This is a genomic window from Telluria sp. ZB2R32, assembly GCF_059685715.1.
This window is the reverse complement of record NZ_JCASIG010000004.1, coordinates 192,604-207,388: the sequence shown is the minus strand read 5'-3', so window position 1 is coordinate 207,388 and position 14,785 is coordinate 192,604. Positions and strand designations below refer to the sequence as shown.

The window sequence follows — 14,785 nt, the reverse complement described above, 5'->3', positions numbered from 1 at the left end:
CGGTGCATCGCCGCCTGCGGTATGATCGGCTGGTTTCACTTGTACCAACAATCCAGGAATCCCATGCAACAAGCTCCCAAGGCTGCGCCGTCCGCCGCATTCAACCTCGTACTGACTGTCGTGCTCGGCTTTGTCGGCATCTACGACATCGTCAGCGGCCTGCGCGGCGATGGTACTGGCGTCATCATCACCGGTTTGGCGCTGACGATCTACGCCGCCGTGCTGCTGCGCGACGCCCTGTACATCAAGAAGACCGGCCAGCCGGGGATGAGCCGCGCGCGCATGAACAAGATCGGACTGGCCTGCCTGGCGTTGTACGTGTTCGGCATCCTGGTGAAACGCGTGCCGGAGATGGCGCAGTTTTTTGGGTGATTGTTGTGAATGCATTCGCCGCCTGAAACAACCTCGTAGGGTGGGCACTTGTGCCCACGCGGTCACTGCTTGAACGATAACGGCCTCACCGGGACGTCCGTGTGTGGGGCTGCGCGGAAGCGTTACGGTATGCATCGGCACGACTGCGTGGGCACAAGTGCCCACCCTACGGTACGCCATCGGCTTGCGCTTAGCTCAGGCGCTTGCCGAGGCAAGCCGATTCGGCGCGGCCCACGTACTTGCCATACGGGTCGATCGGCAGATAGCCATGGCGGCCATAAAATGCCAGCGCTTTTGAATTGACCCGTCGCGTCGACAGCCACAGCGCGCGATAACCGAAAGCCAGTGCCTGCACTTCGAGCGCGGCTAGTAAACCCGGTCCGGCGCCGCTGCCCGGACGCGCATACATGCGCTTGAGTTCCGCCACGCCTGGCGCCAGCGGGCGCAGGGCGCCGCACCCGAGCGCCACGCCGGCGGCATCGCGCGCCACCAGGAAGACGGCGCCCGGCCCGCGCACGTCGGCGCCAGCGAACGACGCCGCGCCGCTGTCGCCGCAGAGGGCGGCCAGCGCGGCGTCGAGTTCACCGAGCAAGACCTGCGCCTCCGCGCTGTCGGGGTCGGCGGGGAGGCAGGTCATGCTTATTTACGGAGCTTGGCAAACGCCGCCGCCATCGCGCCGCCCGCATCCTTGTCGGCCGGGCGTTCCTGGCGCCCATGCTGGGCCACGCGCTTGCGGTCTTCGCGGTCGGCACGCTGCTGCGGCTGCGCTCCCGGCTGCGGCGCCGCATCCGTCAGGCGCATCGTCAGCGCGATGCGCTTGCGTTTCGGATCGACTTCCAGCACCTTGACTTTCACCACCTGGCCCGCTTTCACCACCGTATGCGGATCTTTGACAAACGTATTCGACAGCGCCGAGATATGCACCAGGCCATCCTGGTGCACACCGATGTCGACGAAGGCGCCGAACGCGGCCACGTTGGTGACCACGCCTTCGAGGATCATGTCCGGACGCAGGTCGCTGATCTCTTCCACGCCTTCCTTGAACGTCGCGGTGGTGAATTCGGGGCGCGGGTCACGGCCCGGCTTTTCCAGCTCTTTTAAAATGTCGGTCACGGTCGGCACGCCGAATTTGTCGTCCGCGTACTTGGCCGGATTCAGGCTTTTGATGAGGCCACTGTCGCCGACCACGGCGCGCATGTCGCGTTTGACGTCCGCCAGGATCTTTTGCACCACCGGATACGATTCCGGGTGCACCGCCGAAGCGTCGAGCGGATTTTCGCCGCCCATCACGCGCAAGAAGCCGGCTGCCTGTTCGAAGGTTTTATCGCCCAGGCGCGGCACCGCTTTCAATGCCGCACGCGAAGGGAACGCGCCCTTCATGTCGCGGTAGCTGACGATGCTCTGGGCCACGCTCGACGACAGGCCCGACACGCGCGCCAGCAGCGGCGCCGACGCCGTGTTCACATCCACCCCGACCGCGTTCACGCAATCCTCGACCACGGCGTCGAGCGAGCGCGCCAGCTGGGTCTGCGACACGTCGTGCTGGTACTGGCCAACGCCGATCGACTTCGGATCGATTTTCACCAGTTCGGCCAATGGGTCTTGCAGGCGCCGCGCGATCGACACCGCGCCGCGGATCGACACGTCCAGGTCCGGCAATTCGCGCGACGCGAATTCGGAAGCCGAATACACCGAGGCGCCCGCTTCCGAGACGACGATTTTCGTGAGTTTCAATTCCGGCCGGGCTTTAATCAGATCCTGCGCCAGTTTATCGGTCTCGCGCGAAGCGGTACCGTTGCCGATCGAGATCAGCGACACATTGTGCTTTGCAGCCAGCTGGCCCAGCACGTGCAGCGCACCGTCCCAGTCATTTCTCGGCTGGTGCGGGTAGATCGTCGCCGTGTCGACGACTTTGCCGGTGGCGTCGACCACCGCCACTTTTACTCCCGTGCGCAAGCCTGGATCGAGGCCCATGGTGGCGCGCTGGCCGGCCGGGGCAGCCAGCAACAAGGACTTCAGGTTGCGCGCGAAGACGTTGATCGCATCGAGTTCCGCCTTGTCGCGCAGCGCGCCCATCAGTTCGGTCTCGATGTACATGAAGCTTTTTACGCGCCAGGTCCAGCGCGCGGTGTCGAGCAGCCATTTGTCGGCCGGACGGCCGGCAGCCTTGATGCCGAAGCGGGCGGCGATGCGGCTTTCGCACGGGTTGTGCGGCGCATCCCATTTCGGCTTTTCCGCCTCGGTGTCGAGGCGCAGCACGACGTCGAGGATGCCTTCGCGGCGTCCGCGCATCAGCGCCAGCGCGCGGTGCGAGGGGACGGTTGCCAGGGGTTCCGAATAATCGAAGTAATCGGCGAATTTTTCTCCCTCTTCCTGCTTGCCGGCGACGACCTTCGATTCGACCACGCCGTGTTCCTGCACGTATTCGCGCAAGGACTGCAGCAGCGTCGCGTCTTCGGCGAAGCGTTCCATCAGGATCTGGCGCGCGCCGTCGAGCGCCGCTTTCGTGTCCGGCACGCCCGGATTGCTCACGCCATCGGCATTCGTGAATGCTTCGCGCACATACCGTGCGGCTTCTTCTTCCGGATTGCGGGAAGGGTCGGCCAGTAAATCGTCGGCCAGCGGCGACAAGCCGGCTTCGACCGCGATCTGCGCCTTGGTGCGGCGCTTCTGTTTATACGGCAGGTACAGGTCCTCGAGCCGGGTTTTGTCTTCGGCCAGCGCGATCGACTGCAGCAGTTCCGGCGTCATCTTGTTCTGCTCGGTGATCGACGCGATGATGGCGCTCCTGCGGTCTTCCAGTTCGCGCAGGTAGCGCAGGCGCTCTTCCAGCAGGCGCAATTGAATGTCGTCGAGGCCGCCAGTCGCTTCCTTGCGGTAGCGGGCGATGAAGGGGACGGTGGCGCCCTCGTCGAGCAGGGCGATGGCGGCGGCAACCTGCGCCGGCTTGGCGGCCAGTTCGATGGCGAGGCGTTGTTCGATGGAAGGCAGCATGGGCAAACAATCTGTGGGTCAGGCGGGCAGTGTTACGCAAACGCGCGCGAAGCGCCAGTCTTGACAGTGCCCGCCGAACGTGCGAAACCTTGAGCTTCTACGGGTTTCGTTTTGTAAAGATTTCTCGGCAAGGTGCGATTCCGAACAAAACTGAAGTGCCCGTATGAGAGATAATGGCGTTTGTTGTTTTTTTTCATACAGGTTCAAGGACCCAATGCACACAGTTGATTTCCCACGCGAACACGCGAACGATGCCCCGGCACCGCGCGCGACGCCGGCACGCGCGCCCGCATTGCCCGCACCGGTGGCGACCTGGTTGCAACGGGTAGAGGCGGCGGCGCATCCGCAGCCGAAGCTGACCGCCGAAGTGGCCGATCCCAAGGCCGTCCAGTACAAGTTCGTCTACGTCATGGCGCCTACCAGCGGCGGGCGTCACGTCGCCATCTGCCTGTGCAAGGCGCGCCTGCGCCCGAACGGCGAAGTGGCCGCCGCCAGTCCCGTGAACGAAGTCTTTTCGCTGTTGTCCGCGCCGCCCGCCTACCTTGAAGGCGAGGACGAAGACCTGGTGCGGTTCTTTATCGCGATGCGCAGCGGTTCCTCGCAAAGCACCAGCGCCACCGAACCGAAGGGTAAAGTGGGCGCCATCCTGCTCGACCTGCTGCTGCGCCAGGGTAAACTGCTGTGGGCAAACTCGTGGGCGGACATGGCGAATGGCCTGGTCTATCCGCTGCAGGGCGGCCCGACCCGGCAAGCGAACCTCGCCTGGCGCGACGAAGGCCGCGCCGCCAAGCTCGGCTGGTCGGTGGAACCGGCCAACGGCGCCACCCACCCCGGAGCGGACCTGATCGACTACATGCTGCCGACCGATCCGCCGTGGTATATCGACAACCTGTCCTGCGGCCCCCTGAACCTGAACCGGGGCGGCGTCGACATTTCGCTGGCCGAACTGCAGGCGCTGGTGGCGCAAGCCCCGGTCCTGATGGGCAACGATAAAAAGCGCGTCTCGCAACTGCTGCTGGCCCACGGCTTGCAGGAATTGATGCCGCTGCCGCAGCCGCTGACCCAGCGCTTGCGCACCGACGTCAAACCGCAACCCTTCCTGCTGCTCGATTCGGTGGCGCTGGCCGACACCGGTACCCAGCGCTGGCACGATTTCGCCGTGCTGTCGTTCGATTACGACGGCCAGCGCGTTTCCTTCGATCCGTCGCAGCGCGTGGTGCGCCAAATCGGCGACGTCACCGAAATCATCGAGCGCGATGTGGCGGCAGAAGCCGCGGCACTCGACACCCTGACCGAACTCGGTTTCCGCAAGCCGGCGACCACGCCCTTGTCGGCGGTGGCCGGCGCGGTGCAGCTGGACAGCCAGGCGCACTGGCTGCGCTTTGCCGAAAACGACCTCGATACCCTGCTCGATGCCGACTGGCACCTGCAAAAATCGAACAAATACCGCTACGACGTGGTGCCGGTCGAAGACTGGTATGCCGAGATCGACGAGCCGGAAGAAGCCGGCAAAGCCTGGTTCGAACTGGAACTGGGCATCGTCGTCAACCGCAAGCGCGTGCCGTTGCTGCCGGTGCTGGTGCAGCTGATCCGCAACGCGCCGACCGACTTCGATCCGGCCGTATTGGCCGCCCATGGCGAAACCGACCAGATGCTGGCGACCCTGCCCGAAGGCTTGCGCGTCGCCCTGCCATGGGCGCGTGTAAAACCGATCCTGGCGACGCTGGGCGAGCTGTATTTCAACGACAAGATCAAGAGCCGCGTACGCCTGTCGACGCTGGATGCGAGCCGGCTGGAAGAGCTGGCGCGCGGCGTCGAGATGCGCTGGTTCGGCGGCGAGCAGCTGCGCGAAACCGGCCGCAAACTGAGCCAGTTCGGTTCCGTCAAAAAGGTGGCGGCGCCGGCCGGCCTGCAGGCAACGCTGCGCGACTACCAGCTCGACGGCCTGTCGTGGATGCAGTTCCTGCGCGAGTATGATTTGGCCGGCATATTGGCCGACGACATGGGTCTCGGTAAAACTGTGCAGACGCTGGCGCACATTTTGACCGAAAAGGAAGCCGGCCGCCTGACCAGCCCGGCCCTGGTGATCGCGCCAACGAGCCTGATGACGAACTGGCAGGAAGAAGCTGCGCGCTTCGCCCCGAGCCTGAAAGTGCTGCTGCTGCAGGGCAAGGAGCGCGTGGACATGTTCGATCAGATCGAGCAAGCCGACATCGTGCTGACCACCTACGCCTTGCTGCCGCGCGACGAAGAAAAGCTGCGCGAGCACCATTACCACCTGGTGATCCTGGATGAATCGCACTACATCAAGAACACCCGCTCGAAAGCGGCGCAGACGGCCGGCTCGCTCGATGCAAAACACCGCCTGTGCCTGACCGGCACCCCGCTGGAAAACCACCTGGGAGAGTTGTGGTCGCAATTCCACTTCCTGCTGCCGGGCCTGCTGGGCGAAGAAAAGGGCTTTAATACGCAATTCCGCCACCCGATCGAACGCCAGGACGATCCGGTACGGCGCGCCTTGCTGAATCGCCGCATCCGTCCCTTCCTGCTGCGCCGCACGAAAGACAACGTCGCGAAAGAATTGCCGCAGAAAACGGAAATGGTACGCCGCGTCGAATTGACCGGCCCCCAGCGCGACCTGTACGAAACCGTGCGCCTGGCAATGGACAAGAAGGTGCGCGAGGAAATCGATCGCAAGGGCGTGGCGCGCAGCCAGATCGTGATCCTGGAAGCCTTGTTGAAATTGCGCCAGGTCTGCTGCGATCCGCGTCTCGTCAAAGCGATGCCGTCGAAAAAGAACACGGCCGCGATTTCCGCCAAATTGACCGACCTGATGCAGATGGTCGACGATTTACTGGAAGAGGGCCGCAAAATCCTGGTGTTCTCGCAATTCACCAGCATGCTGGCGCTGATCGAAGAAGAACTGGCGGCGCGCGGCATCCGCTACGCGATCCTCACCGGAGAAACGCGCGACCGCTCGGCGCAAGTGGCTGCCTTCCAGCAGGGCGCGGTGCCGATCTTCCTGATCAGTCTCAAGGCTGGCGGCGTCGGCTTGAACCTGACCGCGGCCGATACCGTCATCCACTACGACCCGTGGTGGAATCCGGCGGCGGAAAACCAGGCCACCGACCGCGCCTGGCGCATCGGCCAGGACAAGCCGGTGTTCGTCTATAAACTGATTGCAAAAGGCACGCTGGAAGAAAAGATCCAGCTGCTGCAGCAAAAGAAATCGGAACTGGCCAATTCAATCCTGGCCGAGGGCGAATCGCAGAAAATGGCGCTCACCCAGGAAGATCTGCAGGCAATCTTCGCACCGCTCGACGAACAGTAAGTTGTTTGGACCGCCACCAGGCCCGCCGCGTGCGGGCCTTTTTTTCGTTCACCGGCCGGGTGTATGCCGCGTGAATAGAATTCGGCCAACATCGCCATATATTAAAAAATATTTAACATCATTGTAATTGCGGCAGTTTTAATCAATTGCCAGTGCTGCAACGCTTATCTATACAGAAGGGGTGGCACGGCGATATACTCCTTTGCGGCTTGCATTCCGGCCCATTGATTTTTTCTATATTTGGAAGGTGTGCTCGATGAACGCCAGCGCCAGCAACGACGGTTCCAGCAGCGCCGCTGTGGCGTTGGCCGAGCAATTCCGTGTCATCGCCGAAATCGGCGGCGACATCGCCTTCAGCATCGATTGCGCCAGCGGCCAGCTGCGCTATGTCAGCCCCGCCATCGAACAACTGGTGGGCTACACTCCCGACGAAGTCGCGGCCGGTTTGCGGCCCGGAGAAGACGGCCCGCTGGCAGCCTTGTGCGCCGGTTTGCCGGAACGCATGCGCCGCCTGGGTGCAGGCGACCGCAGCCGCCTGCGCCTGGTGCGCGAAGCCGAATTCCAGGGCGCGCACGGCTATCCGGTACCGGTCGAGATCATCTCGTCGGTGCTGTGCGACGGCGCCGGCCGGCCGCAGGCGCTGGTCGGCCTGGTACGCGACCTGTCGCCGCGGCGACTGCGCGAAGCCGAACAAAAACGCTTCGCCAGCATGCTGAACCACGAATTCCGCACCCCGCTGTCGACCATCGACGGCGCCATCCAGCGCCTGGAAGCAACCTGCGCCCACGCCGATGAGGCGACCCGTGCGCGCTACCGCAAGATCGCCGTCGCCACCGACCGCCTGATCGCCATGCTCGACGACTACCTGTCGCCCGAGCGCATGGCCGGCATCGGCAGCACCCGGCAGCCGACTTCGCTGGCGCCGCGCGCCTTGCTGGAAGAGGGCCTGGAGCAATTGCGCGCCGCCGGACGGGTGGCCAGCATCAAGACGCGCGAGCTGCCGCCGACCCTGCGCTGCGAGCCGGAAGGATTACGGTTGGCGTTGAAGGTCCTGATCGACAATGCCATCGCCTATTCGCCGCCGACTTCACCGGTCGAGCTGGGCGGGCGCCTGGCGGCCAGCGGCCTCGAGCTGACCGTGCGCGACCATGGTCCCGGCGTGGCCCAGGACGAGCAGGGACAAGTGTTCGACAAGTTTTATCGCGGCGCCAACGCCGCCGGCATGCCGGGCAGCGGCCTGGGGCTGTACATGGCGCGTTCGATCGTCGAAGTGCATGGCGGCGTGCTGAGCCTGGTCACCCCGCAAGGCGGCGGCGCCGAATTTCGCATCTGGCTGCCGGTTGCCGGCGCCAGGCAGCTTGCGCGCCAGGCAGCCAGCCCCGATAATCCGGCGCCTGTCGATACAACTGCCAGTACAACGGCGACGGCAATGGCCCTGCCACCATCTGGCAACATCTAATCAACAAGATCGCACACCATGACGCAGATACTGATTGTGGAAGACAACGGCGATTACGCCGGCGACATGGCCGATTTCCTGCGCGAACTCGAGCATGACGTCACCATCGCCACCTCCGCCGGAGAAATGTGGGCGGCGCTGACGCGCACCCCGGCCGCCGTCGTGGTGCTCGACCTCGGCTTGCCCGACGAAGACGGTTTTACGGTGATCCCGCGCATGCGCCAGCTCTACCCCGAGATTGGTCTGCTGGTGCTGACCGGACGCGTCGCCTTCGACAACCGCATCCTCGGCCTGCAGCTGGGCGCCGACCATTACCTGACGAAACCGATCAAGTTTCCGGAACTGGCGGCGCACATCGAGGCGCTGGGCCGGCGCGTGCGCCCGAGCGAACCGGCGCCGGCGCCGGTGAAATGGACGCTACGCGTCAGCGCACGCCAGCTCGAACTGATGGGCAAGGTGATCGATCTGACCGAAAAGGAATTTAATTTCCTGCACCTGCTGACGATCAACACCCGCCCGGTACCGCGCGCGACGATCGTGGCCGGCATGGGCGGCGACGATCCGGATGCCAGCCGCCGCGTCGACATGCTGGTGTATCGCCTGCGCAAGAAGACGCGGACGGTGCTGGGCCAGGAGTTGCCGCTGCGTAGTGCATACGGCGAAGGATATAGTCTCTCCGCCGGGTTCACGCTCGCATAATGCGCGTTACCGTGGGATCGATCGTGTCCGTAGGGTGGGCTTCGCCCACGCGGTACCACGGGTGATGGTCGAAACGCGTTTTCGATTCGCACGCGTTGCACCGCGTGGGCACAAGTGCCCACCCTACAATGCGGGACAGGGTAACTGCTGAGAACGTACCTCCTGAAATAAATCGGGGACATGGTGCTGTCGCCGCGCTAGAATGGCCGCTCAGCGCTTAATTACCCCCCCATCATGGCCCGCCAACCCCGCCTCATCCTTCCCAAGCAACCGCACCACATCCTCCAGCGCGGCAACGACCGCCAACTGATCTTCCGTGAACCGGCAGACTACGAACGCTTCCTTGGCTGGCTGGCCGAAGCGGCCCGTTTCTATCGCGTCGCCATCCACGCCTACGCTTTATTACCGACCCATTTGCACCTGCTGGCCACGCCCGAGACGGAAGAAGGCCTGGCGGCAATGATGCAAAAGCTCGGCCGTTTCTACGTGCCCTGGTACAACGGCAAATATGGCCGCGCCGGCGGCCTGTTCGAGGGGCGCTTCCGCACCGCCGTCGTCGCGACCGATGCCCACTTCCTGATGTGCTGCCGCTTCATCGAACTGGCGCCGCTGCGCGAAGGAGAAACGGGCGAGCCGGGCGCGTATGCCTGGTCGAGCTACCGCCACCATGCCGGCATGCATGCCGATCCCGTGATCACCGACCACGCCCGCTTCTGGGAGCTGGGCAATACCCCGTTCCAGCGCGAGGCGGCCTACATCGACTTGGTCGGGCAGGGCATCGGTCCGGACGAACTGGCGCAGATCGCCGGCGCCGTCCAGAAAGGCCAGCCGCTCGGCACGCAAGCTTTTAAAGTTGCCCTCGAACGCCAGACCCAGCGCCGCATCCTGCCGGCCAAGCGTGGGCGTCCGTTCAAGACGCCGCCCGCCGACGCTACCTAACTACACAAAGTCAACGGCAGCAATTTTCTGCTGCCGAGGTCGCCTCAAATCGAATTTTCACAACGCAATAAAACCAGTTGTCCCGCCGATTAGACCTGTCCCCATTTAAGCATCAGGTAATGGATCACTGATTTAATTCGACTCCGACCCTCATTGTTCCCCTTGCTGTCTTTGTTGCGTTGCACTATTCTCGGCCTTCACCCCTGATTAAAGTTGTGGAGAGTCCCGCATGATTGCCCAAGGTTTATACGATCCCGCCAATGAACACGATGCCTGCGGCGTCGGTTTTATTGCCCACATCAAAGGCAACAAAAGCCATTCCATCATCGATCAGGGGCTGTTGATCCTGAAGAACCTGGACCACCGCGGCGCCGTCGGCGCCGACCCGCTGATGGGCGATGGTGCCGGTATCCTGATCCAGATCCCCGACCAGTATTTCCGCGACGAGATGGCCAAACAGGGCGTCGAGCTGCCCCCACCCGGAGAGTACGGCGTCGGCATGGTGTTCCTGCCGAAGGAACATGCCTCGCGCATCGCCTGCGAACAGGAAATCGAGCGCGCCGTGCGCATCGAAGGACAAGTGGTCCTCGGCTGGCGCAATGTGCCGGTCGACGAAGCGATGCCGATGTCGCCCACCGTCAAGGCCAAGGAACCGGTCATTCGCCAGATTTTCATCGGCCGCGGCCCGGACATCATGGTCACCGATGCGCTCGAACGTAAGTTGTACGTGATCCGCAAATCCTCGGGCCACGCAATCCAGGCGCTGAAACTCTTGCACGGCAAGGAATTCTTCGTGCCGTCGATGTCGGCGCGCACCATCGTCTACAAGGGCTTGCTGCTGGCCGACCAGGTCGGTGTCTATTACAAGGATTTGCAGGATCCGCGCTGCGTTTCCGCGCTCGCGCTGGTGCACCAGCGTTTTTCGACGAATACCTTCCCGGAATGGCCATTGGCCCACCCGTACCGCCTGATCGCCCACAACGGCGAAATCAATACCGTCAAAGGCAATTTCAACTGGACCCGCGCGCGCGAAGGCATGATGAAATCGGCCGTGCTGGGCGACGATCTGCATAAACTGTTCCCGCTGATTTACGAGGGCCAGTCCGATACCGCCTGCTTCGACAATGCGCTCGAATTGCTGGTGATGGCCGGTTACCCGGTCGCCCAGGCGATGATGATGATGATTCCCGAAGCCTGGGAAAACCATCCGTCGATGGACGAGAACCGCAAGGCTTTCTATGAATACCACGCGGCGATGATGGAGCCGTGGGACGGCCCGGCGGCGATGGCGTTTACCGATGGCCGCCACATCGGCGGCACCCTGGACCGCAACGGCTTGCGTCCGGCGCGCTATGTCGTCACCGAAGACGACCTGGTGATCATGGCGTCCGAATCGGGCGTGCTGCCGATCCCGGAATCGCGCATCGTCAAAAAATGGCGCCTGCAGCCCGGCAAGATGTTCCTGATCGACCTGGAAGCCGGCCGCATTATCGACGATAAAGAGTTGAAAGACACCTTCTCGAATGCCAAGCCCTATAAAGCCTGGATCAAGTCGGTGCGCATCAAGCTCAATGAAATCAAGCTGAGTGAATCGCAGCTGGCCCAAAGCAGGTTAAAGGATACGCCGGCCCAGGGCGAAAAAGCGGCGATCACACTGCTGGATCGCCAGCAAGCCTTCGGCTATACCCAGGAAGATCTGAAATTCCTGATGGCGCCGATGGCGGTGCTGGCTGAAGAAGCGACCGGTTCAATGGGCAACGATTCGCCGCTGGCGGTGATGTCGAACAAGCTCAAGCCTTTGTACAATTATTTCAAACAATTGTTTGCGCAAGTGACGAACCCGCCGATCGATCCGATCCGCGAAAGCATGGTGATGTCGCTGGTGTCGTTCATCGGTCCCAAGCCGAACCTGCTCGACACGAATAACGTCAATCCGCCGATGCGTCTCGAGGTGTCGCAGCCGGTGCTCGGTTTCGATGACATGGCGCGCCTGCGCAACATCAGCAGCCATACCGGCGGCAAGTTCAAATCGTATGAATTGAACATTTGCTATCCGGTCGCCTGGGGCAAGGAAGGTATCGAAGCGTCGCTGGCCTCGCTCTGCGCGGAAGCGGTCGACGCCGTGAAATCGGGCCACAACATCCTGATCGTCTCGGACCGTGCGGTGTCGAGCGACGTGGTCGCGATTCCGGCATTGCTGGCAACGTCCACCATCCACCAGCACCTGGTGATGCGCGGCCTGCGCGCCTCCACCGGCCTGGTGGTGGAAACCGGTTCGGCGCGCGAAACCCACCATTTCGCCTTGCTGGCCGGTTATGGCGCCGAAGCCGTGCACCCGTACCTGGCGCTGGAAACCCTGGCCGACCTGGCCCAGCACCTGCCGCACGAAATGGACCCGAACGCCGCCTGCTACAACTACACCAAGGCAATCGGCAAGGGCCTCATGAAGGTAATGTCGAAGATGGGCATCTCGACCTACATGTCCTACTGTGGCGCGCAGATCTTCGAAGCCGTTGGCCTGAATAAATCGCTGGTCGACAAATACTTCCGCGGCACCTCGTCGACGGTGGAAGGCATCGGCCTGTTCGAAGTCGCCGAAGAAGCGCTGCGCCTGCACGGTCTGGCGTTCGGTAGCGATCCGCTGCTGGCGCATGCCCTCGATACGGGCGGCGAATACGCCTTCCGCGTGCGCGGCGAAGACCACATGTGGACGCCGGACGCGATCGCGAAGCTGCAGCATTCCACGCGCGCCAACAATTTCAATACATATAAAGAATACGCCCAGCTGATCAACGAACAGGGACGCCGTCACCTGACGCTGCGCGGCCTGTTCGAGTTCAAGATCGATCCGTCGAAAGCGATTCCGCTGGGCGAGGTCGAGCCGGCCAAAGAGATCGTCAAGCGTTTTGCTACCGGCGCCATGTCGCTCGGCTCGATTTCGACCGAAGCGCATGCCACCCTGGCGATCGCCATGAACCGCATCGGCGGCAAGAGCAATACGGGTGAAGGCGGCGAAGATCCACGTCGCTACCTGAACGAGTTCAAGGGCATCAAGATCAGCAAGGGCGAGACGCTGGCGTCCGTGATCGGCGCCGATCGGGTGGCGGTCGACATTCCGCTGGAAGACGGCGATTCGCTGCGCTCGAAGATCAAGCAAGTGGCTTCGGGCCGTTTCGGCGTCACCGCCGAGTACCTGAGTTCGGCCGACCAGATCCAGATCAAGATGGCGCAGGGCGCAAAACCGGGTGAAGGCGGTCAGCTGCCGGGTCACAAGGTCTCCGAGTACATCGCTTCGCTGCGCTTCTCGGTGCCTGGCGTCGGCCTGATTTCGCCGCCGCCGCACCACGACATCTATTCGATCGAAGACCTGGCGCAGCTGATCCACGACCTGAAAAACGCCAATCCGAACGCCTCGATCTCCGTCAAACTGGTGTCGGAAGTGGGCATCGGCACCGTTGCCGCCGGCGTCTCGAAAGCCAAGGCCGACCACGTGGTCGTCGCCGGCCACGACGGCGGCACCGGCGCCTCGCCGCTGTCGTCCGTGAAACATGCGGGTACGCCGTGGGAGCTGGGTCTCGCCGAAACGCAGCAGACGCTGGTGTTGAACGGGCTGAGGAGCCGCATCCGCGTGCAGGCCGACGGCCAGATGAAGACCGGCCGCGACGTCGTGATCGCCGCCATGCTCGGCGCCGACGAAATCGGTTTCGCCACGGCGCCGCTGGTGGTCGAAGGCTGCATCATGATGAGAAAATGCCACCTGAACACTTGCCCGGTCGGCGTGGCCACGCAGGACCCGGTGCTGCGCGCCAAGTTCCAGGGCAAGCCGGAACACGTGGTGAATTACTTCTTCTTCGTTGCCGAGGAGGCGCGTCAATTGATGGCCCAGCTCGGCATCCGCACGTATGACGAACTGATCGGCCGCGCCGATTTGCTCGATAAATCGAAGGCGATCACGCACTGGAAGGCGCAGGGCCTGGATTTCTCGAACATTTTCTATCAGCCGAAGACCGACGCCCCGCGCAACCTGTTCCACAGCGATGCGCAAGACCACGGCCTCGACCGCGCGCTCGACCATAAATTGATCACGCAGGCGAAAGCGGCGCTGGAAAAGGGAGAGCGCGTTTCCTTCATTTCGCCGGTGCGCAACGTGAATCGCACGGTCGGCACCATGCTGTCGGGCGAAGTGGCCAAGCGTTACGGCCACGCCGGTTTGCCCGACGACACCATCCACATCCAGCTGCAAGGCACGGCCGGGCAATCGGCGGCCGCCTTCCTGGCCGCCGGCATCACGCTCGACCTGGTCGGCGAAGGCAACGACTACGTCGGCAAGGGCTTATCCGGCGGGCGCGTGATCGTGCGCCCGAACACGGAATTCCGCGGCTGGGCGGTGGACAACATCATCGTCGGCAACACCGTGCTGTATGGCGCGATTTCCGGAGAGGCTTTCTTCAATGGCGTGGCCGGCGAACGCTTTGCGGTGCGCAACTCGGGTGCGACCACGGTAGTGGAGGGCTGCGGCGACCATGGCTGCGAATACATGACCGGCGGCACGGTCGTGGTGCTGGGCGAGACCGGACGCAATTTCGCGGCCGGCATGTCGGGCGGCGTGGCCTATGTCTACGATCCAAAGGACGAGTTCGCCGCGCGCTGCAACACGACCATGGTCAACCTGGAGCGCGTAGTCTCGACCAAGGAGCAGGGAGATATCGCCGGCTGGCACAGCCAAAGCCGCGACACCGAGCGCGAGTCCGATGAGACCATCCTGCGCCGCCTGATCGAACGCCATTTCAAGTATACCGGCAGCACCCGCGCCCGCAATTTGCTGGACGACTGGGCCAACAGCCGCGGCAAGTTCGTCAAAGTCTTCCCGACCGACTACAAGCGCGCGCTGGAAGAAATGCATAACAGCAGCATGGAAGAAGCGAACGACAAGATCGAGCTCGCGGCGTAAGCGTACTGCGCTGCTCGCAACGACCAATTGCATGCGAGCA

Annotated in this window: 8 protein-coding genes; 6 read left to right on the top strand and 2 right to left on the bottom strand. The window is 63.0% G+C overall.

Translation table 11 applies throughout. The features are described 5' to 3' along the window. The first annotated feature begins 63 nt into the window (after positions 1–63). Positions 64–372 carry a hypothetical protein gene (locus AC56LG_RS13340; protein WP_497166564.1) on the top strand — a complete coding sequence of 103 codons (309 nt, stop codon included), beginning with the start codon at positions 64–66 and terminating at the stop codon, positions 370–372. Positions 373–562: 190 nt separating this feature from the next. Here AC56LG_RS13340 and AC56LG_RS13335 read toward each other — a convergent pair whose 3' ends face one another. Beyond that, positions 563–1,009 (bottom strand): GNAT family N-acetyltransferase, encoded by a 447-nt coding sequence (locus tag AC56LG_RS13335; protein ID WP_497166563.1) that lies wholly within the window; start codon positions 1,007–1,009, stop codon positions 563–565. A gap of 2 nt (positions 1,010–1,011) precedes the next feature. After that, entirely contained in the window at positions 1,012–3,366 is a 2,355-nt protein-coding gene (locus AC56LG_RS13330; RefSeq protein WP_497166562.1) for a Tex family protein, read from the bottom strand. Between the two features lie 214 nt (positions 3,367–3,580). Between AC56LG_RS13330 and AC56LG_RS13325 the strand changes: the two genes are divergently transcribed. The 5 genes from AC56LG_RS13325 (at position 3,581) to AC56LG_RS13305 (ending at position 14,745) form a co-directional block, all read left to right on the top strand. Continuing rightward, positions 3,581–6,697 (top strand): DEAD/DEAH box helicase, encoded by a 3,117-nt coding sequence (locus AC56LG_RS13325; RefSeq protein ID WP_497166561.1) that lies wholly within the window; start codon positions 3,581–3,583, stop codon positions 6,695–6,697. Positions 6,698–6,953: 256 nt separating this feature from the next. Further along, positions 6,954–8,156 carry a PAS domain-containing sensor histidine kinase gene (locus tag AC56LG_RS13320; protein ID WP_497166560.1) on the top strand — a complete coding sequence of 401 codons (1,203 nt, stop codon included), beginning with the start codon at positions 6,954–6,956 and terminating at the stop codon, positions 8,154–8,156. An 18-nt stretch (positions 8,157–8,174) separates the two neighbouring features. Continuing rightward, the gene (locus AC56LG_RS13315; protein WP_497166559.1) at positions 8,175–8,855 is read left to right on the top strand and encodes a response regulator transcription factor; all 681 of its coding nucleotides are present in this window, start codon (positions 8,175–8,177) and stop codon (positions 8,853–8,855) included. A 234-nt stretch (positions 8,856–9,089) separates the two neighbouring features. Next, positions 9,090–9,794 carry a transposase gene (locus AC56LG_RS13310; protein ID WP_497166558.1) on the top strand — a complete coding sequence of 235 codons (705 nt, stop codon included), beginning with the start codon at positions 9,090–9,092 and terminating at the stop codon, positions 9,792–9,794. Between the two features lie 229 nt (positions 9,795–10,023). Beyond that, positions 10,024–14,745, top strand: coding sequence for a glutamate synthase-related protein (locus AC56LG_RS13305; RefSeq protein WP_497166557.1), 4,722 nt, complete (start codon positions 10,024–10,026; stop codon positions 14,743–14,745). The last annotated feature ends 40 nt before the right edge of the window (positions 14,746–14,785 follow it).

Excerpts from the sequence above, each read along its gene's own strand:
- AC56LG_RS13340 (WP_497166564.1), top strand. The coding sequence starts at position 64 with ATGCAACAAGCTCCCAAGGCTGCGCCGTCCGCCGCATTCAACCTCGTA.
- AC56LG_RS13335 (WP_497166563.1), bottom strand. The coding sequence starts at position 1,009 with ATGACCTGCCTCCCCGCCGACCCCGACAGCGCGGAGGCGCAGGTCTTG.
- AC56LG_RS13330 (WP_497166562.1), bottom strand. The coding sequence starts at position 3,366 with ATGCTGCCTTCCATCGAACAACGCCTCGCCATCGAACTGGCCGCCAAG.
- AC56LG_RS13325 (WP_497166561.1), top strand. The coding sequence starts at position 3,581 with ATGCACACAGTTGATTTCCCACGCGAACACGCGAACGATGCCCCGGCA.
- AC56LG_RS13320 (WP_497166560.1), top strand. The coding sequence starts at position 6,954 with ATGAACGCCAGCGCCAGCAACGACGGTTCCAGCAGCGCCGCTGTGGCG.
- AC56LG_RS13315 (WP_497166559.1), top strand. The coding sequence starts at position 8,175 with ATGACGCAGATACTGATTGTGGAAGACAACGGCGATTACGCCGGCGAC.
- AC56LG_RS13310 (WP_497166558.1), top strand. The coding sequence starts at position 9,090 with ATGGCCCGCCAACCCCGCCTCATCCTTCCCAAGCAACCGCACCACATC.
- AC56LG_RS13305 (WP_497166557.1), top strand. The coding sequence starts at position 10,024 with ATGATTGCCCAAGGTTTATACGATCCCGCCAATGAACACGATGCCTGC.